A 19,510-nucleotide genomic window follows, 5' to 3' on the forward strand; every position below is an offset into this window, starting at 1 on the left:
CCGCGGCGATCGACCCCCTACGAGCCCCTCACCGGTCGAAGTCGACCTCGACGGCGTTCTCGCTCACGTGGAGGTAGGTGATGGGATTCTGGCCGGCGCCGCCGGTGATCGTGATCTCGCGACCGAGCAGCGACTCGTCGTGTTCGACGCTGAACGAGCCTTTGGTCGTCAGGCTGTTGAACGCGAACCCTCCGCGGAGGGCGACGTTCCCGCCGATGTCCGTGTCCGAGTTCGGCGCGTACACGACGGCCTCTATGTCGACCGTCCCCCCTCCCGGTTTCTCTTCGAGGAAGCCGTCCCGCACGTAAACCTGGTTTCGGTACGCCTCTATCTCCTCGTTTACCGTCCCGATGGCGCCGTTCCCGCTCGCGTACACCGACCCGTTGACGTAGTACTTGACTGCGTTGTCTCCGGAGTCGGTCACCTGCAGCTCGTTGTTGTCGATGTCGAGGTCCCCGTCGACGACGATCGTGACGTTCCCGTCGCTCGTGTCGAAGTCGACGCCGTTCTCCAGATTAACGTCGCCGGACGCGAAGTACGTCCCGTTCTCACAGGCCGCGCCGTCGAGGCAGTCGGAGAAGTTCGCCCCAGAGTCGGCGGCGCTCTCCACGTTGGATTCGATCAGCGACTCGATTCCGGGATGACTGTCTCCCTCGGAGTACTCCGACTCGTCGAGTCCCCCGTTACCCGAATTGTGCGTGTATCCGCCACCGCCGAGCGAGACGGCCCGGTCGAACGCCACCTCGTCCGGCACCACGAGCCGGGCCGTCGTCGTCCGGTTCGCGTCGTCCTTCGTCACGGAGCCGTCGGCGCGCTGGCTGAAGAAGTCGTACCACCCCTCGTAGTAGTCGCTCTGCACCTCGACGACGACCGTCCCGTTCCGCAGCGGGTTGTCGGTCTCGGCGACCCCGGAATCGCTCGTCGCCCGCCGGACGACGCCGGTCCCGCTCGACGGGGTCGACTCGTCCCCGGTCAGCCGGACGACGGGGAACGTGAGCGTGCTCTCGCGGTAGTGGTACTCCGGCGGGGATATCATCTGCCCCCGACCGTTCCGACTCGACCAGACGCCGCCGCCCTGGAGCGCGACGGTCCGGTCCCCGTCGACGTATTCTAGGGTCCCGATCGACCCGTTGTACGTCGTCTCCGTCTCGTTCGGCCGCTCGATGCGCACCTCCACGCGTCCGGCGTCCTCGTCGAGACGGAGCTGCCCGCCGTCGACGGAGCCGAGGTCGAACCGCCGGGCGTCCGTCTCGCCGAGGGCGACGAGGCTCGACTGAGAGCTGAGCTGGGACATCCCGTTTTCCACGCTCGCCGAGCGCGCCTCGTCCGTGACCAGACCGAGCGCCGCGCTCCCCGTCGCGACGGTGGCGGTCACGGCGGCGATCGTGATCCCCAAGAGGAGCACGGCGCCGATGACCTCGCTCTGGGCACGGTCACCGCTGTCCATATGGGCTCTCCGTCGGTGAACTATTTAAACTCCTACCGCCGCGAATCAGTTCTGATACGTCGGGCGGACCCGTCTCCGGCGTCGCGCCGACCGAATCGCGCCTCCGTCCGGAAACGGCGGGCCTATTAACTCCGGGCGGCGACGACCCGGACGTATGTGGCACCCCTGGGGTGACGGCGAGAAGGCCCGCTTCCGGCTGGCCGCGGGGGCGAACATCCTCGGCAACGCGCTCAAGATCGCGGTCGTCGGGGCCACCGGGCTGGCGTTCGGGAGCGTCGCGCTGCTCGCCGACGCCGCGCACTCGGTCGCCGACCTCGTCGCCAGCGCGGTCGTGTTCGTCTGGGGCGGCGCCCGCTACGACGACGCCGACGAGACGCACCCCCACGGCCACCAGCGGATCGAGCCGCTGGCGGCGCTGTTCGTCGGCGCGACCATCGTCCTGCTCGGCGTGCTGCTGTTGCGGGAGTCCGTCTCGGAGTTCCTCGGATCGCCGGAGATCACGGCGAGCCCCGTCCTCGTCGCGGCGCTGGCGTTCGCGCTCGTCGACATGTACCTCCTCTATCGGTACACGGAGCGGATCAACGCGACCCTCGGGTCGACGGCGCTGACCGCGCTGGCGGCCGACTGCCTCAACGACATCTACACCACCGTCGCGGCGCTGGTCGGGGTGGTCGGCGCGCTGTTCGGGTTCCCCCTCCTCGACCCCGTCGCCGGCGCGCTGGTCAGCGTCCTCGTCGTCTACCAGGGCGTCGAGATCGGCCGCGAGAACGTCACCTACCTCGTCGGCGCCGCGCCGCCGGCCGGCGACCGCGACCGCGTGATCGAGGCGCTCCGCGAGCACCCGGCCGTCGAGGGCGTCCACGACCTGACGGTGTTCTACGACGGGACCGACCTGGAGGTCGAGGTCCACGTCGAGGTCGACGGCGAGATGATGCTCCGGGAGGCCCACGACGTCGAGACCCAGCTCGTCACCGGCCTCCGGGACCTGCCCGATGTCGGCGACGTCCACGTCCACCTCGACCCGTCCGGCCTCGGCGAGTGGAAGGAGGCCGACGACGCGGGCGGCGAGTCGGGTCCGGTCCCCGAACCGGGGACCCGGGACGCCTGACTCGGACCGGAACGGGCGGCCGAGGCCTCCTCGGTCACTCGTCCGCCGTGCGGGTTTTGCCCGTCGCGCCCCTACCGCGAGTATGTTCGGACGCCGCTGGCTGGAGATGACGTGGCGCGACGGGCTGTTCTGCCACTGGCCGGTCGATCCCGCGGTCGTCGACGAGACGCTTCCCGAGCGGCTCTCGGTCGCCACGCACGACGGCGACGCCTACCTCGGCGTCGTCGCGTTCGTGATGGACGAGATCCGACCGCGGGGGTCGCCCGTCGGGCTCTCGTTCCCGGAACTCAACCTCCGGACCTACGTCGAGGGCCCCGCGGGTCCCGGGGTCTACTTCTACAACCTCGACGCCGACGACCGCCTCGGGGTCGCAGTCGCCCGGCGGCTGTTCGCCCTGCCGTACTACCGCGCCGAGATGAGCGCGACGCGACGCCGACCCGGCGGGGACATCCGGTTCCGGAGCCGTCGGACGCACCGCGGCGTCCCGAGCGCGCGGTTCGACGCGACCTACGAGCCGACCGGCGAGGCGTTCGCGGCCGAGCCGGGGTCGATCGACGCCTTCCTCGTCGAGAACTACCGGTTCTACGCTCACGGGGACCGCCTCTACCGCGGCGAGATCGCTCACGAACCGTGGACGCTGCGCGAGGGGACCGCCGAGGTCCGCGCGAACACGCTGTTCGAGGCGAACGGCTTCGGGCGCCCGGACGGCGAGCCGATCGTCCACTGCGCCGACCCGATCGACGTGAGCGCGGACCGGCTCCGGCGGGCCTGACAAATTCGCGTTCGAAAGGCGTTTTCCCGGCCGAAACGGCCGATCACCAAAGCCCACTCTCGATCGATAGCGGGAGTGAATATTGCAGATCGTCGGTGGCAAGACGTTATTTAAAAAGAGGTCAGTGATAGTTACATTCATTTATAAATAGGTGCGTTGTGGCGCGCGCCTCCGAGCGCCCAGCGGGCGCGAGGAGAGCGCGCGAGGGAGTCGCGAGCGAAGCGAGCGACGAGGTTGGGGAGGTGCGAGGTGCGGTGCGGAGCGGTGCGGGGTGGGACCCAAAGGGGCAGTCGCGAGGGCGAAGCACGGCGACGCAAGCACTGGAAGGAGCGAGCGTAGCGAGCGACTGAAGCGCGCAGCGAGCCGCGCGAGCCGTCGCGGCTGGGGCTTTGAAAGTCCTCTCCGCAGAGTCGTCGATCACTTATAAACAGCCGACAGCAACACCACTGAGTCATTTATAACTGGCCTCACTCGCGACGTACGATACTCACTCCCGCCATCGCTCGCCTATTACGCGGATTCTGCGCGATTCACGGGAAGAGCCCGCGGTACTCGTGGGCGCTCGCCGTGCGTTCGAGCGCGAGGGTGTATGCGGCCGTCCGGAGGTCCGGAAGCCCATTCTCGTCGTACTGGTCGATCGTCTGGTCGAACGCCGTGCCGATGCGGCGCTCGAGCTCCGCGTTCACCGTCTCGAGCGGCCACGAGAACTCCTGAGCGTTCTGGACCCACTCCAGGTACGAGACGATGACGCCGCCGGCGTTCGCGAGGATGTCCGGCACCACCTGCACGTCGCGCTCGGTCAGAACCTCGTCGGCGGCCACGGTGGTGGGGCCGTTCGCGGCCTCGACGATCGCCGACGCGCGCAGGTCGTCGACGTTGTCGGCGGTGATCACGCCCTCGACGGCGGCCGGGATCAGGACGTCGACGTCGAGCGTCAACAGCTCGTCGTTGCCGATCGCGTCGGGGTCGTCCCAGCGGGTCCCGCCGTCGGCCGCCCGACGGTCGTCCGGGGACGCGCGCAGGTCGCCGGCGACGTACTCCTCGATCAGCCCGCCCGCGCTCACGTGGGCCGCGAGCGCCCCGACGTCGAGCCCGTCGGGGTCGTAGGCGGCGCCGCTCACGTCGGAGGTGGCGACGATCCGGGCACCGGACTCGTCGAGGAGCCGGGCCGCGTTCGACCCGACGTTGCCGAACCCCTGGATCGCGACGGTCGCGTCCGAGAGGTCCCGGTCGAGGTACTCGAAGAGCCGTTCGGTGACGATGGAGACGCCGCGACCCGTGGCCTCGACCCGCCCCGGGGTCCCGCCGATCTCCAGCGGCTTGCCGGTGACGACCTGCGGGACGGAGTGGCCCTCGTACATCGAGTAGGTGTCCATCATCCACGCCATCGTCTGCGGGTTCGTGTTCATGTCCGGGGCCGGCACGTCGGTCTCGGGGCCGATCATCCGCCGAATCCCCTCGGTGTATCGGCGCGTGAGGCTCTCCAAGTCGTTCTGGGTGAGGTCCTTCGGCTCGCAGATCACGCCGCCCTTCGCGCCGCCGTACGGGAGGTCGACGAGCGCGGTCTTCCACGTCATCCACCCCGCGAGCGCCTCGACCTCGCGCTGGCTGACGGTCGGGTGGAACCGGACCCCGCCCTTGAACGGACCGCGCGCGCTGTCGAACTGGCAGCGGTACCCCTCGAACACCTCGACGTCGCCGGAGTCGAGCTCGACGGGGAGCGTGACCTTCAGCGTGCGCTCCGGGTGTTTGAGCCGCTCGAAGATACCGTGGTCCACGTCGGCGTACTCCTCCGCGCGGTCCATCTGTGCGAGCATGTTCTCGAACGGGTCGTCCGCCATGCTCGCCCCGACTCGATCCCGGGTGATATCGGTTTCGGCAATACTTGGGTTCGGTAGGAAATAGCACGCAAGCGATTCGACGGGCCTCGTCGCGCCCGGCGGCGACGCCGATTTCGCCCGGACTTATACGTCGGGGTCGACAACGGCGGCGTATGACACGCGGACACGCGTCGGGGGCACGCCGATGACGGCACAGTCGTTACACCCCCGGGTTCAGGTCGTGTGGGTCCTCCGCGCGGTGCTCGTCGCCGCGGTGCTGTCCCTCCCGTTCGCCGGCGCGTTCTACCTCGACCGGCTCCCGCGGTGGGCGCCGGTCGCCGCCGCCGGCGTCTTCCTCGCCCTCGGCGTGACCCACGCCGTGCTCAAGTACCGGCGCTGGAGCTACGAGATCCGCGAGGACGCGCTGTACCTCGACCGCGGCGTGGTGACGCAGGTCCGGACGACGGTGCCGCTGGTGCGGATCCAGCACGTCGACTCCCGGCGCGGACCGGTCGAGCGGGGCGCCGGGCTCGCCTCCTGTGTCGTCTACACGGCCGGCTCCCGCGGCGCCGACGTCCGGATCCCGGGACTGACGCCGGACGGCGCGAGCGACCTCCGCGAGGAGCTGAAGCGACTGGCGATCCGCGCGGACGGGGAGGACGCGGTGTGAAGCTCGCGCCCCGGTCGGTCCCGTACCGCGCGCTCCAGAAGGTGTCGGGGTTCGTCGTGGTCGCCGTCTTCCTCGTCAACAGCAACGACTTCGGCCTCCCGATCGCGGTCGGCGCGGGCGGGGCGATCCTCCTCGCCGCCCTCGCGTACCAGGTCGCCTACTACCGGCGGTTCGAGTACGAGCTCACGGAGGACACGCTCGACATCTCCTCCGGCGTGGTCTCGCGCCGCGAGCGGGAGATCCCCTACCGGCGGATCCAGAACGTCGACGTGAGCCAGAGCGTGATCCAGCGGGCGATCGGGATCGCCGCGGTCGACCTGGAGACCGCGGGCGGCTCCTCTACCGAGGGATCGATCCGGTTCGTGATCCCCGACGAGGCGACGCGGATCCGCCGCGAGGTCCAGCGGCGGAAGTCCGGCTCGTCGCCCGCCGAGCCCGGCGAGCCCGGCGGAGCGGAGGGCGCCGACGGCGCGGTCGGCCCGGCCGAAGAGGAGCTGTTCGCCATCTCGCCGGGCGAGCTCGCCTTAGTCGGCGCGCTGTCGTTCGACGGCCGGCTCATCGGGCTGCTGGCCTTCCTGAGCTCGGGGTCGGTCCCGGTGCTCTCGGGGTTCATCCCCGAGACGTCCGCCGCCGCGCTCACCGCCACCGCGGTCGTCGCCGTCGGCGGGCTGTTCCTCGTGTCGTGGGTCCTCGGCGCGGGCGTCGCGTTCTCGAACTACTACGGCTTCCGGCTCTCGCGCGCCGGCGACGAGCTCCGGTACGAGCGCGGGCTGTTCCGGCGGTACAGCGGCTCCATCCCGACCGAGAAGGTCCAGACGCTGACGATCTCGGACAACCCCGCGAAGCGGGCGCTCGGCTACGCGAGCCTCTCGATCGAGACCGCGGGCTACGCGCCCGGCCAGTCCGGCGACGACGGGAGTCAGGCGGCGGTCCCCATCGCGACCACGGACCGCGTCTACCGGCTCGCCCACGAGGTCGAGTCGTTCGGCACGCCGACGTTCTCCCGGCCGCCGAAGCGGATCCGGTGGCGCTACGTCGTCCGGTACGCGATCGCCGTCGCGCTCCTCGTCGGCGTCGCCCTCGCGGTCGACTGGTTCGTGGGCCCCGACCTCCCGTGGTACGGGCCCGCGGTCCTCCTGCTCGCGGTGCCCCCCGCCGCGCACCTGAAGTGGAAGCACCGCGGCTACTGGCTCGGTGACGACCACCTCCTCACGCGCAACGGCTTCTGGAACCGGACCGTGACGGTCGTTCCGTACTACCGGATCCAGACCGTCATCGACAGCCGGACGATATTCCAGCGCCGGTGGAACGTGGCGACGGTCGTCGCCGACACCGCCGGGGGCAGCTCGCTCTCCGGCACGTCGGCCGCCGCCGTCGATTTCGAACTCGACGAGGCGATCGAGCTCCGCGAGACGCTACAGGAGCGACTCCAGTCGTCGCTCCGGGAACAGCGCGACCGGCGGGACCGCTTCGAGTGGTTCGAGGGCGATGTCGACAGCGAAGACGCCGAAACCGGCGTCGACATCGCGGACGCCGAAGGCGACGCCGACGGCGACACTGACGTCGCCGGGGAGAACGCCCCCGACGGGGACGACGACGCGGGCACGGAGATCCCCGACGACGGCGTCATCCGCCCCGACTTCTCCACGAGCGAGCGGGACTACTCCGAGCCGGCGGAGCGGATCGACACCGGCGAGTACGCGGTCGATCGGTTCCCCTCGGACGCGGACGTGGCGCACCGGCCGGGGCCGGACGGGGGAGCGTCCGACGACGGGAGCGCGGACGGCGACGAGGTCCGGGACGATCCGGTCGAGAGCGGCGACGAGCCGGACGGTGACGACGCCGGAAGCGACGACGCGGCGGTCGACGATGCCGCCGACGACGACACGGCTGGCGACAACACGGCTGACGACGACGCCGCGAACGACGAGACGTAGTCGGCCTCCGCGCCCGCCTCACTCGTCGAGCAGGCGTTGGGCGATCGTGTTCCGCAGGACCTCGCTGGTCCCCTCGTAGATCTCGGAGAGCTTCGCGTCGCGGTAGAAGCGCTCGGCCGGGAAGTCCTTCGTGTAGCCGTAGCCGCCGTGGATCTGGATCCCCTCGTTGGCGACCTCGCGGGCGATCTCCGAGGCGTACAGCTTCGCCTGCGCGGCCTCCTTGACGTACTCCTCGTCGCGCATCTTCAGGTCCGCGGCCTCGTGCATCAACAGCTCCGCGGCACGGGCCTTCGTGTCCATGTCGGCGAGCTTGTGCTGGATCGCCTGAAAGTCGGCGATGGGACGGTCGAACTGCTCGCGCTCCCCCGCGTACGACTCCGCCTCGTCGAGCGCGGCGCGCGCGATGCCGACCGAGCGCGCCGCGATCGTGATCCGGCCGCCGTTCAGCGTCTTCAGGGCCTGTACGAACCCCTCGCCCTCCTCGCCGAGCCGCCGGTCCTCGGGGATCCACATGTCGTCGAAGCGGAGCTCGGCGGTCGGACACCCCTTGTCGCCCAGCTTGTCCTCGGTGCCCTCGACGACGAAGCCGTCGTCCTCCTCCGGCCGGACGACGAACGAGGTGATGCCCTTCCGGCCGGCGTCGGGGTCGGTCTTCGCGAACAGCGTGACCGTGTCGGCGACGGAGCCGTTGGAGATCCAGAGCTTCCCGCCGTTGACGAGGTAGCCGTCGCCCTCGCGCTCCGCGGCGACGCCGCTCCGTTCCGAGGCGCTCCGCGCCCCCCGCTCGGCCGTGGTCGACATGGCCGGCACGTCGGAGCCGGCCTCGGCCTCCGAGAGCGCGAAGGCGCCGATGTCCTCCCCGGTGTTCAGGGCGGTGAGGTACTCCCGTTTCTGCTCCTCGTCGCCGAACTCGTAGAGCATGTTGCCCGCGAGGGAGGTGTGGGCGGCGACGACGGTGCCGAGCCCGCCGGAACCGCGGGAGATCTCCGCGAGACCGATCGCGTAGCTGTGGTAGTCGAGGCCGGCGCCCTCGTACTCGACGGGGAACGGCATTCCCATGAGCCCGAGTTCGGCCATCTCGTCGACCAGGTCGGCCGGAAACTCGTCGGTCTCGTCGATCTCGGCGGCCCGCGGAACGACCTCCTCGTCGACGAAGTCCGCGACGGTGTCGCGGATCTGACGCTGCTCCTCGGAGAGCGCGAAGTCCATGCCAAACACTCCGTGCACGGCGACTTATCGGTTTCTACACGATCCCACACGGGTGGGCGGTTTTCTGCCGCCGACCGCGTCGCGGTCGGCCGGTTCGCTCCCGGGACCACCGGGGCGCCGTCACCGCGCGGCTCGCGGAGGCTTGCGGCGTTCCACGAGGCTTTTTATGCGTTGTGCCGTAAGTGTCGGTAACCGAATGAGCGGACGAGCACACGGTCCCGTCGAGCCCGACCTCTCGTGGTGTCACGAGGCGGTCCAGGGCGTTTCTCGGACCTTCGCGCTGACGGTCGACGTGTTGGAGGAGCCGATGGCCTCGCAGATCTGCGTGGGATACCTCCTCTGTCGAGTCGCCGACACCGTCGAGGACGCCGGCCACATCCCCCCAGAGGCCCAGAGCGACGTGTTACGCACGTACCGCAACGCCGTCGACCCCGACTCCGACGTCGACATCGCGGCGTTCCGCGAGGCCGTCGACGAGTGGCTCCCCGCGCCCGCCGAGCGCGACGAGGACTGGGAGGTCGTCGCCGAGGTCCCGACGATCGTGGCGACGTTCGAGGATCTCGATCCCGAGGCCCGCGAGGCCATCGTTCCGCCCGTGCTGGAGATGGTCGACGGGATGGCGATGTTCGTCGACCGTCACGCCACCGAGGGCGGCCTCCGGATCGACGACCGCGACGAGTTAGAGCAGTACTGCTACTACGCCGCCGGCACCGTCGGCAACCTTATCACAAACCTGCTCACGCGGGGCGACGTCGGCGAGGACCGGGCGCAGCGGCTCCGCGACACCGCCGAGGAGTTCGGGCTCCTCCTCCAGCTCGTCAACGTCTCGAAGGACGTGTACGACGACTACACCGAGGAGAACAACGTCTACCTCCCCGCCGAGTGGCTGGCCGACGAGGGGGTCGACCAGGAGCGGGTCGTCCACCCCGAGAACCGGGAGTCGTCCGCCCGCGTCGTCGGTCGTACCGCCGAGTACGCACGGTCGTTCCTCGACGACGCGCAGGCGTACCTCGAGACGATGCCGCTCTCGAACGGGAACACGATGGAGGCGTGGACCGTCCCGTACCTGCTCGCGGTCGGCACCCTCCGCGAGCTCAGCTCCCGCCCCGAGGACGCGCTCACCGAGACCGGCGTGAAGGTGTCCAGACAGGAGGTGTTCGCCGTGATGTCCGTCGCCGGCGACGCCGGCCGCGACTCGCTGGCCGACCTCCGGCGGACGATCGCCCGAACGCCGTTCCACCGCGCGGTCGAGCCCGCCGACTGATTCACCTGGTCGCTGTTTTCGTCATAAACGAGCTCGCGCCCGCGAGACCGCCGGCACGCTCACGCCGACAGTCTCCGCGAGCGCCTCGGCCGCGCTCAGCAGCCACTCGGCGCGCTCGATGCGCGAGTCGAGGTCGCCGGGGCCGATCCGGTACGCCTCCACGAGCTCCTCGACGGTGGCGCCGCCGATCCACTCGTCGAGGATCCGGGCGGTCTTCACCGACTCCAGCCACTCCTCGAAGTCGTCGGGCTCGTCCATGGCCGTGGTCAGCTGCCCCGCGTTAGCCCGGGCGAACCGGTAGATCTCGGCCCGCTCCTCGTTGCCGAGGTAGGTGTCCTGCATGTCGGGCGTGTCGCAGATCACCTCGAAGACGGTGAGCGTCGTCGCGTCGGCCATTCCGGCGGCGGTCCGCACCCCCGCCACGATACGCTCGCCGGTCTCGGGCCTGACGTACTGCTTCGAGGTGGTCTCGCCGACCGGCGTGGCGATCAGCCGGTAGTCGTCGACGCCCCCGGTCTCCCGGCGGACCATCCCCGCCGCGACGAGGTCGTCGACCGCGACGGCGACGGCGTCGGCGAGGCCGCCGGCGCCCGCCTCCCGGGCGTAGAAGGTGCCCTCGAAGACGCCGAGGATCTCCTCCTCCGTCTCGGCGAAGCCCGTCGCGACCGCCGAGAGGACGTGCGTGCGGAGCGACGCGGGGTCCGCAAGCGTCGACTCGACCGCCTCCGGCTCGCCCTCGACGTAGCGCTCGACGAGCTCGGCCTCGCTGTCGGCGTCGCCGACGAGCACCGCCTCGCCGTGGGGGTCGAGTCCGGGCCGTCCCGCGCGGCCGCACATCTGGTGGACCTCCAGCGTCGGGAGCCACTCCATCGCCGACCCGGCGTAGCGCTTCTGGTCGCGGACCACGACGCGGCGCGCGGGGACGTTGACGCCGGCGGCGAGCGTCGGCGTCGCGCAGATGCAGGCGACGTCGCGGTCGCGGAACGCCGCCTCGACGACCGAGCGGTGCCCCGAGCGGAGCCCGGCGTGATGGAACGCCACGCCCGACCGGAGGCAGTCGGCGAGCTGTCGTCCGGTGACGGTCCCGTCGACGCCCTCGACCTCGTCGGCGGCGTCCGCGGCGGCCGACTCGATCCCCATCTCGCCCGCGAGCCCGTCCTCGGCGAGCCGCTCGGCCAGCGCGACCGCCTCGGTCCGCGACCGCACGAACGCGAGGCACTGGCCGCCGTCGGCGACCGTGTCGGCGACGAGCGCGGCGGTGACCTCGGTGTCGTCGGGGCCGTCGTCATTGCCGTCCTCCCCGTTCCCGGGGACCGCTTCGCCCTCGACCCCGACGTCGATCGCCGTCCCGTCGTCGAAGTCGACGCGACCGCCGACGGCGACGCCGGTCCGGAGGTCGACGGGACGCCAGTCGGACTCGACGAGCGTCGCGTCCAGCCACCCTGCGATGGCCTCCGGGTTGTCGACGGTGGCCGAGAGCGCGACGACCTGCACATCTGGGTTCCGGCGGCGCAGCGTCGCGAGCGTCACTTCGAGCGTCGGGCCGCGGCGCTCCGCGCCGAGGAGGTGGACCTCGTCGACGACGACGCAGGCGAGCTCGTCGACCCAGCCGGCGCCGTTGCGGATCGCCGAGTCGACCTTCTCGCTGGTGGCGACGACGACGTCGTTGCCCGCGAGCGCCTCTCCCGCGGCGTCGAAGTCGCCGGTGGAGATCCCCACGTCGACGCCCGGGAGCGCGGCGAACGCCTCGTACTTCTCGCGGGCGAGCGCCCGGAGCGGGCAGACGTACAGCCCCGGCCCGTCCGCGGTCAACAGCCCCAGCTCGGCGACGAACGTCTTGCCCGAGGCGGTGGGGATCGCGGCGACGACGTTCTCGCCCTCGCAGACGCCGGCGTCGACGGCGGCCGCCTGCGGCGGGTACAGCTCCCGGATCCCCCGCTCGGCGAAGTGGTCGACGTACGGCTCCGCGAGCGGGAGGTCGCTGACGCGCATTCGGTCGTCGGTTCGGTCGGACCGTATTTAAATAGTCGGCGGGCGCGGGACCGGCGGCCACGTCGGGCCACGAACCGCGGGCTCACGTCGACGCCCGCCGGGACCGGGCCGCGGCCGGCCCGTCACTCCCCGTCGTCGAACTCCTGGAACAGCTTCTCGAAGTCGTCGTCGTCCTCGGTCACCGCCTCCAGCGACTCGTCGGCCCGCGACCGAAGCTCCTCGATCCGGTCCGTGAGCCGCTGGTACTCGTCGTTGTCGGCGAGCTCGGTCGCGCTCTTCTCCGTCTCTAACATCGCCTTCTTGGAGGTCAGCGAGAACAGCTCCTGCATCTCCGTGTCGTACTCGCCGCGTCGCAACAACCCCGAGACGGTCTCCTTGAGGGTATCGCTGGTGACCGGCTTCACCAGGTAGTCGTCGAACCCCATCTTCAGGATGTCGAAGTCGGGCTCGACCGCGGTGACCATCGCGACTCGGCAGTCGATCCCGCGCTCGCGCACCGCCGACAGCACCTCGTCGCCCGAGAGCCCCGGCATCCGCCTGTCGAGGAGAATCGCGTCCACGTCGTCGTCGGCTTCGTCGAGCTGCTCTAACGCCTCCTGGCCGCCGTACGCGGTCCGGACGCGATACTCGTCGCCGAGCCACGCGGCGTACAGGTCGGCCAGATCCGGTTCGTCCTCGACCACGAGGACGAGCGGCGGTTGCTCACTCATGGATTGCCGGAGCGACGAGGTATTCGCTCACACGTTTCGTCTCTTCGCGGACTATATTAAAATACCTCTTCGGGCCTACACCGCCGCTACCGAATCACGCCCGCTCGGCCCGCCGCTCGCCCGACCGGCGGGCTGTCACTCGTTCGGGCTGTAGTTCGGGGCCTCGTCCGTGATCATCACGTCGTGCGGGTGCCCCTCGGTCTGCCCGGCGCTGGAGACGCGGACGAACTCGGCGCGCTCGTGCAGCTCGGGGACGGTCTCGGCGCCGACGTATCCCATACCGGAGCAGATCCCGCCGGTGAGCTGGTGGAGCTCCGAGGCGAGGCTCCCCTTGTACGGGGTCGCGGCTTCGACCCCCTCGGGGACGAACTCCTCGTCTTCCTCCTCCTCCTTCAGGTAGCGGTCGCCGCCGCCGGACTTCATCGCGCCGACCGATCCCATCCCCCGGTACTGCTTGTACTTCTTCCCCTGCATCGTGATGACGCGGCCGGGGGCCTCGTCGGTGCCGGCGAAGTACGAGCCGAGCATGACCGCGTTCGCGCCCGCGGCGATCGCCTTGATCGCGTCGCCGGAGTAGCGGATACCACCGTCGGCGATCACCGGCACGCCGTGTTCGGTCGCCACGTCCGCGACCTCCGAGACCGCGGTCATCTGGGGCATCCCGGCGCCGCTCACGACGCGCGTGGTGCAGATCGATCCCGGCCCGATACCCACCTTCAGCCCGTCGGCGAAGTCGACGGCGGCCTCGGCGGCCTCCCGCGTGCCGACGTTGCCGACGACGACGTCGGCGTCCACGGTCTCCTTGATCGCCCGGGCGGAGTCGAGCACGTTGAGGTTGTGGGCGTGCGCGCAGTCGATGAAGATTACGTCGACGTCGGCCTCGTCGGCCGCGATCGCGCGTTCCTCCTCGAAGGGGCCGACGGCGACGCCGGCCAGCAGGCGACCGTCCCCGTCGCGGGCGGCGTCCTCGTGCTCGCGGCGCTGGAGGATTCCCTGCATCGTGACGAGCCCGACGAGCCGGTCGTCGCCGTCGACGATGGGGACGCGCTCGATCTTGTGGTCGTACATCAGTTCGAGCGCCTCGCGGGCGTCGACGTCCTCCGGCGCCGTGATGACCTCGTCCGTCATCGCCTCGCTGACGGCGTCGTCCTCGCCGACCTCCAGATACGGGCGGATGTCCGTCCCGGAGATGATCCCGAGGACGGCGTCGTCGCCGTCGACGACCGGGGCGCCGGAGACGCCCTGACGCTCCATCACGGCGTCGGCCTCGCGCACGGTGTCGTCGGGCGAGACCGTCACGACGTTCTCGCGGCGGATGACGAGCTCGTGGGCGCGCTTGACGCGCTCGACCTCGGCGGCCGTCTCCTCGACGGTCATGTTGCGGTGGAGGACGCCGAGCCCGCCCTCGCGGGCCATCGCGATCGCGAGGTCGCTCTCGGTGACGGTGTCCATCGCCGCCGACAGCACCGGGACGGTGAGTTCGACGTTCTTCGAGACGCGCGCGGAGAGGTCGGCGTCATCGGGCTCCACCCGGCTCTCCTTGGGGCGGAGGAGCACGTCGTCGAACGTCAGCGCTTCCGGCACGTCGAGCTTCGCAGAGAATCGACCGGAGTTTGTCTCCATATAAACCGTCGTGAGTGCCGAATAAAAAACGTTGCGAGTCAGCACGGACGTGCACGTCGTTCCCACTCTCGACAAGAGGATATGCGAATTCGTGGATCATACCGAGCACAGCGAGGTCGATCTCGACCGAGACTACCACCGGAATTTTCCCGTCTTCGACACCGTCCGCGTTCGGTCCTCGATGCCGTCCGCGCTCGCTCCCTCACTTCGACCACCGTTCCGACCCCGCGCCCGCGGTCCGATCCGCGATTCGGCGCTCGGACGCCCGAAGCGGCGACGGATCGTCGGCGAATCGGGTGATCGGTCGTCGGTCCGCACCCGCGATTATAAATGGATACCGGTGATCGTCCGTGTCGTGCGGACAGGTCTCACACAACCTTTAACGCGACCGAAACGCGTATACAAGGTATGGACTCCGACAGTTCCATGAACGCGCGCACCGCCGGCCAGCCGATCCGCGTCCTCGGCGCCCCCTTTACAGCCGGCAATCCGCGCAAACTCTTCACATGGGCTCGTCGGGCCGCCTTCGGCTTCGACTCCGCACGCCGGGCCCTCGGCTATCGCGGGTCGTCCGCTTCCCACCGTCTCCCCGTCGGTCAGGGACATCGCCCCTGAATGAGCGTCTCACGCCACCCGATAGCGCTCCGCTTAGAGCAGCAGGTGGGTAGCGCGACGAAGCTGCTCGCGACGGTCATGGTCCTGCCGCTGATCGACGGCATCTTCCCAGCGTTGATAATCGCCGGGGTCATGAGTACCGCGACCGGCGTCGTCGAGACCGGTATCCTCATCTTCGGCGGGTCGGCCACCGCGGCCGTGATCCTCGCCGAGATGGACGGCAGCCGCCGCGAGATGGTGACCTCGGTGCTGCTGATCGGTGCGGTGGTCATCCCGCTGGCGGCGCTCGAAGCCGCGTTCGCCCCCACGTTCAAGGGCTTCCTCAACCTCCCCGTCTTCGAGCGGTTCGCCGGACTGGTGATCCTCACGATCGCCGCCAAGACGGCGAGTTCGGAGATCGGCGAGTTCCTGCCGAGCCCCGGCGTCATCATCGCGCTCGGCCTCGTCGCGAGCTTCGACCCCAGCGGCTTCGCGATCGAGACGTCGCCGGAGTACGTGGTCAACGGCGCCGCCGCGGCGGGCGTCGGCGTCGCGTTCGCGCTGTCGATCGCGCTGCTGTCGCCGCACCTCCGCGGCCGCGTCGACATCGACCGCTTCCGCTTCGGCTCGGCGGTGGCGCTCGGCGTGCTGGCGCTCCCCATCCTGCTCGGGCCGTTCGACCTGATGCAGACCGAGGCGCCCATCGCGCTGGCCGTCCTCGCCGTCACCACGCTGTTCGCCTACGACCCGAACGCCGGTCCCGTCGCGGACGCCGACGGCGACTCGCCGGACGACTCCGATGCCGGCGGTGACCCCGCGGGCGACGGTGACGCGGATGGCGGCGACGCGGACGGCCCGGCGGGCGACGAGACCTCCGGAGGCGAGGAGCTCGATCCGACCGACCCGCCGCTCGACACCCCGCCGGACGCTCCCGGTCCGATCGTCAACGACGACGTGGCGGCGCTGGCCAACGGCGGCGAACGCGACGCGGGCGACGACGACGCCGACCCGTTCACCGACGACGACTCCCGCGCCCCCTGGCTGTAGGCGTCGCCGCTGGATCGATCAGCCGCCGGTCCGGCGTGTCGCCGGGGTTTAGGTGCTCCGTCCGCTACGCGGTGTATGTCCAATCGCGTCGTTCAAGGGCGGATGGTGACGCCCGAGAAGCTCGCCGAGCTGGTCGAGGGGGAACCGGTGCTCGAAGCCGAGTCGATCGCCGACGCCGACCGCGACTGCCCGGAGTGCGGCGGCGACGTCATCACCGTCGGCTACATGCCGAGCGTCACCGAGTTCGTCACCGGGTTCAAATGCCAGGAGTGCGACTGGAGCGACGACGACCGCTGAACGAGGCGCGCCGTCGATCGCGATGGTCGCGCACCGCCCGGCGTCGGCGCCGCTCGTGTCGCCGTTCCGTCCCTCGATCGCTCGCGATCGAAACCCCTTTATCGGTCTTTCGGTAAGATTCTGATGCGATACCGAGTGGGGCTGTGGCCAAGCCAGGCATGGCGACTGACTCCAGAGGTTCGCGCCCGGGACGACGCTCCAGACTGATATACCGAGCGGGCGACTGATCATCGCTCGCGTTGACGACCCTCTGGAGTTCCGAGGCGCACCGGAGATATCAGTCGATCGGGGGTTCAAATCCCTCCGGCCCCATAGCAGTCTTCACTCTAACTTATCACTTCTTAGTAATAGATATTTAACGAAAAACAGGTCCACCAGTGGAGGTGTCGGCGCGTGAGCCTCGGCTACTCCGGGAGCTTCACCGCCGAGAAGGACCGCGAGTTCTTCTGCGACACCTGCGGCGCCCGCTGTACGCGCAGCATCAACGGCGACCTCGAGTACGGCCACCTCATCGAGTGTCCGCACCGCCCGAGCAAGTTCTCGAAAGGGACATCCGACTCCGAGAGGCGCTACCGTCCCGAGGACATCAACGGGGGTGAGTCGGCTTGAGCGACGACGATCTCGGTCACGCGAGGGCCGTCGCCGAACAGCTCCGGCTCGCCGAAGAAAACGGGATCTCCCCGACGAGCTCGACGACGACCAGGAGGAAGACGAGGAGGTGGACGATGTCAAGTGAGCGAGCCACCGCACCTGGCGTGGGCCACGCTGGTCCGCGCGTCTCGGCTCGCTGTACGGGTTGCGGGAAGACATCGGAGAAGCGGACCGCCGAGATCGTCGGTGACCGCTCCAGCGGGTCGTTCCGTCACGTCTGTCACTCGTGCAAGGGTGCCACGTGGTGGAACGTCCTCGAGCCCGTCGAGGCCGGAGCAGGAGGTGAGCGATGACGGGGTGCCCACACCCCACGCAGCGCCGGAGCGGTGTCTGTGAAATGTGCGCGGTCGAGAAAAAGTTCGACGGCGTTGACCTTGACACCCTTGGAGAGTACGAGTGTCCCGAGTGCGGCCGCGGGACGTCCGGTCGCGACGTCGTCTGCTACCGATGCCGGGGTGATGACGCGTGAGCGTCGACATCCCCAGCACGCCCGACGCCACGATCGGGACGCTTCCCGACCCGCGGATCGAGGATCGGGTCGCACCTCGCCCGGCGGCTCACGGCGCCGCCACGCAGGCCGTGTTCAACGATGTCGATCGCGACCTCGCGCTCTACTCTGCCGTCCATCAGCTGTGGTACGATGTCGTCGGGGACCGCGACGAGGAGCCCGGGATCGCCGCTGTGGTCGATCACCGGGATCTCTCGTGGCTCGAGGCTCCGACTTCGGGCCGCGAGTGGGTCGTGAAGCTCACCTCGTCGCGCTGGAAGGCCGGCACCGGGACCGGCGACGACTACTCGGCGTACTACAAGTACGACCTCACGCTCCGCGAGCGAGACGACGAGGGCGACCTCCACAAGACCGGGAAGGCGTGCTCGCTGCGCGTGATCCCACAGTTCGCTGACCTGAACTACAAGGATGGGTCAGAGCTCACCCTCCAGTACGGCGAGGGGTCGCTCGTGCGGTGTTCGACCACGTGGGCCGACTCCGCCGACGAGATCGAGGGCCGGATGCTCGACGTCCTCGAGCTCGTCCTGGATGTCGACCGCGGTCGTCTCCTGGCGGACCGCGACGCCGACTCGCGGCGCCTCACGAAAGCCGAAGCGCATCACCGGTTCGACATCGGCTGGAAGCGCCAGGTGATCGAGGTGATGGATCAGACGCGAGACCTCATCGTCTATGGCGGGATGTCCGAGATCGAGGCGCACCAGTACCGCGTTCGCGAGGGATACCTGGAGGCGCTCCTTGACGCGGACCGCTGGCACCTCCTCGGTTTCGAGCGGACCTCCTACGATATCGAACTGAAGTGCTACCAGAACGCCGGCTGGAGCGAAATCCCGCGGGAGGATCCGGCGCACCATCCGAAGCTCGAGGCGTCGTTCGCTGGCGTCAACGGCGACGGCGCGCTCCCTCACGTCGACGACTGGGACGAGGTCATGTCCGTGCTCCGGTCGGTCGTCTCCGCACACCTGGAGTGGGCCGGCGTCGATCGCGAGGAGCTCGTCGCTGATGACTTCCAGCCCGGGCCGGCGAGCCCTGAGTACCGCTACGCGCACCCCTGCGGGCGTCGTGAGCAGCTTCGCGAGCGTTACGAGGCCGTCGGGACGGAGATCCACCGCGAAGCGCTGAAGGCGAACACCCAGGCGGTGTACGACATCCTGCGTGTCGTCGCGACCGAGTCGGGCGCGTCCTACGACGTCCTCGAGGAGCGGACCGGGCTCGCCCGCTCGACGATCCGGTACCACGTCTCCCGGCTCGTCGAGACGGGCGTCTGCGAGAAGGTCGGGAACCCGGTGCTGGTCGTTTTCCCCTCGCTCGCGGTTCTCGACGAGGCCGAGGAGATCCTCCGCCGGATCTATCCGGACGACCAGGTGGACGACATGATGGAACGCGCCGAGCAGCGGCGCGAGCGTCGCGAGGAGCGTGACGATCCGAACTCCGTCGACGACGGCGATCAAGAGGCCAGCGACGACCAGGAGGACGCCGGCGACGGAGATCGTGGTCGGAGCTCGGAGTGGGAGTACTTCGAGAACCTTCGGCTCGAGACGCACCAGCTGGCAACCGCGCTCGAGAAGGAGTACCTGGAGGGTGACGAGGTTCGCGTGAGGACAGATCGCCGAGACTGGGTCGAGTAACGGCGCTCGACGCGCTTCGGTTTGCTGCGGTCGGTAGCTTCGCTTCTATCTTTATGTCTCGTTTTGGGCTCACTTCCGCGCGTCTCGCGCCTCGTTTCCGGTGAAACCTCGAGTCGCCGGCGTCGATCGCGGCGATCGCCGAGTTACGGTGCGGTTCGAGATGGATTTTAGAACATAATGGTTCTTAACTCATTATCACCGATCGTGCTTTTTGAGGTGTTGAGCGTCGCGAGAGC

17 protein-coding genes and 1 tRNA gene are annotated in these 19,510 nt (G+C 69.5%); 12 read left to right on the forward strand and 6 right to left on the reverse strand.

All coding sequences use genetic code 11. From position 1 onward, the window contains the following. Positions 1 to 28 precede the first annotated feature (28 nt). Complete coding sequence (locus SD626R_RS08085) at positions 29 to 1,447, reverse strand: DUF7289 family protein (protein WP_092565507.1); 1,419 nt, start codon at positions 1,445 to 1,447, stop codon at positions 29 to 31. Between the two features lie 154 nt (positions 1,448 to 1,601). Here SD626R_RS08085 and SD626R_RS08090 point away from each other — a divergent pair, with 154 nt between their 5' ends. Beyond that, positions 1,602 to 2,555, forward strand: coding sequence for a cation diffusion facilitator family transporter (locus SD626R_RS08090; RefSeq protein ID WP_092565509.1), 954 nt, complete (start codon positions 1,602 to 1,604; stop codon positions 2,553 to 2,555). Positions 2,556 to 2,637: 82 nt separating this feature from the next. Beyond that, positions 2,638 to 3,327, forward strand: a complete 690-nt coding sequence (locus SD626R_RS08095) for a YqjF family protein (protein WP_092565511.1) — start codon at positions 2,638 to 2,640, stop codon at positions 3,325 to 3,327. 530 nt (positions 3,328 to 3,857) lie between these two features. Here the strand turns inward: SD626R_RS08095 and SD626R_RS08100 are convergent. Continuing rightward, positions 3,858 to 5,168, reverse strand: coding sequence for a Glu/Leu/Phe/Val family dehydrogenase (locus tag SD626R_RS08100; RefSeq protein WP_092565513.1), 1,311 nt, complete (start codon positions 5,166 to 5,168; stop codon positions 3,858 to 3,860). 184 nt (positions 5,169 to 5,352) lie between these two features. On the opposite strand from SD626R_RS08100, the gene SD626R_RS08105 reads away from it, so the two are divergent. Together SD626R_RS08105 and SD626R_RS08110 are read left to right on the forward strand one after the other, a co-directional pair. Further along, positions 5,353 to 5,817, forward strand: a complete 465-nt coding sequence (locus tag SD626R_RS08105; protein WP_092565515.1) for a PH domain-containing protein — start codon at positions 5,353 to 5,355, stop codon at positions 5,815 to 5,817. Further along, positions 5,814 to 7,754, forward strand: coding sequence for a PH domain-containing protein (locus tag SD626R_RS08110; protein WP_092565517.1), 1,941 nt, complete (start codon positions 5,814 to 5,816; stop codon positions 7,752 to 7,754). Before SD626R_RS08105 ends, SD626R_RS08110 begins: the two co-directional genes overlap by 4 nt. 18 nt (positions 7,755 to 7,772) lie before the next feature. Here the strand turns inward: SD626R_RS08110 and SD626R_RS08115 are convergent, their stop codons facing one another. Beyond that, positions 7,773 to 8,963, reverse strand: coding sequence for an acyl-CoA dehydrogenase family protein (locus tag SD626R_RS08115; RefSeq protein ID WP_092565519.1), 1,191 nt, complete (start codon positions 8,961 to 8,963; stop codon positions 7,773 to 7,775). A 196-nt stretch (positions 8,964 to 9,159) separates the two neighbouring features. Here SD626R_RS08115 and SD626R_RS08120 point away from each other — a divergent pair, with 196 nt between their 5' ends. Then, positions 9,160 to 10,227 carry a phytoene/squalene synthase family protein gene (locus SD626R_RS08120; protein ID WP_092565521.1) on the forward strand — a complete coding sequence of 356 codons (1,068 nt, stop codon included), beginning with the start codon at positions 9,160 to 9,162 and terminating at the stop codon, positions 10,225 to 10,227. 21 nt (positions 10,228 to 10,248) lie between these two features. On the opposite strand, the gene SD626R_RS08125 is transcribed toward SD626R_RS08120, so the two are convergent. The 3 genes from SD626R_RS08125 to guaB all read right to left on the reverse strand — a co-directional run bounded on the left by SD626R_RS08125 (position 10,249) and on the right by guaB (position 14,552). After that, positions 10,249 to 12,219 (reverse strand): DEAD/DEAH box helicase, encoded by a 1,971-nt coding sequence (locus SD626R_RS08125; RefSeq protein ID WP_092565523.1) that lies wholly within the window; start codon positions 12,217 to 12,219, stop codon positions 10,249 to 10,251. Between the two features lie 122 nt (positions 12,220 to 12,341). Then, entirely contained in the window at positions 12,342 to 12,929 is a 588-nt protein-coding gene (locus SD626R_RS08130) for a HalX domain-containing protein (protein WP_092565525.1), read from the reverse strand. A gap of 135 nt (positions 12,930 to 13,064) precedes the next feature. Then, positions 13,065 to 14,552, reverse strand: a complete 1,488-nt coding sequence (gene guaB / locus SD626R_RS08135; RefSeq protein ID WP_092565527.1) for an IMP dehydrogenase — start codon at positions 14,550 to 14,552, stop codon at positions 13,065 to 13,067. A 408-nt stretch (positions 14,553 to 14,960) separates the two neighbouring features. Here guaB and SD626R_RS08140 point away from each other — a divergent pair, with 408 nt between their 5' ends. From SD626R_RS08140 to SD626R_RS08170, 7 genes are all read left to right on the forward strand, one after another. Then, entirely contained in the window at positions 14,961 to 15,167 is a 207-nt protein-coding gene (locus SD626R_RS08140; RefSeq protein ID WP_092565529.1) for a DUF8099 family protein, read from the forward strand. Continuing rightward, on the forward strand, positions 15,168 to 16,193 hold the full coding sequence (locus SD626R_RS08145; protein ID WP_092565531.1) for a DUF5794 domain-containing protein: 1,026 nt from the start codon (positions 15,168 to 15,170) through the stop codon (positions 16,191 to 16,193). A 75-nt stretch (positions 16,194 to 16,268) separates the two neighbouring features. Further along, on the forward strand, positions 16,269 to 16,490 hold the full coding sequence (locus tag SD626R_RS08150; RefSeq protein WP_092565533.1) for a DUF5795 family protein: 222 nt from the start codon (positions 16,269 to 16,271) through the stop codon (positions 16,488 to 16,490). Between the two features lie 137 nt (positions 16,491 to 16,627). Then, positions 16,628 to 16,802: transfer RNA gene (locus SD626R_RS08155), tRNA-Trp, on the forward strand. Positions 16,803 to 16,883: 81 nt separating this feature from the next. Beyond that, positions 16,884 to 17,099, forward strand: a complete 216-nt coding sequence (locus SD626R_RS08160; protein WP_092565535.1) for a hypothetical protein — start codon at positions 16,884 to 16,886, stop codon at positions 17,097 to 17,099. Beyond that, entirely contained in the window at positions 17,096 to 17,434 is a 339-nt protein-coding gene (locus tag SD626R_RS17195) for a hypothetical protein (protein WP_241996620.1), read from the forward strand. Before SD626R_RS08160 ends, SD626R_RS17195 begins: the two co-directional genes overlap by 4 nt. A 172-nt stretch (positions 17,435 to 17,606) precedes the next feature. Next, entirely contained in the window at positions 17,607 to 19,274 is a 1,668-nt protein-coding gene (locus SD626R_RS08170; RefSeq protein ID WP_241996619.1) for a winged helix-turn-helix domain-containing protein, read from the forward strand. The last annotated feature ends 236 nt before the right edge of the window (positions 19,275 to 19,510 follow it).

It is taken from the genome of Halorubrum sp. SD626R, assembly GCF_001261915.1.
Taxonomy (GTDB): domain Archaea; phylum Halobacteriota; class Halobacteria; order Halobacteriales; family Haloferacaceae; genus Halorubrum.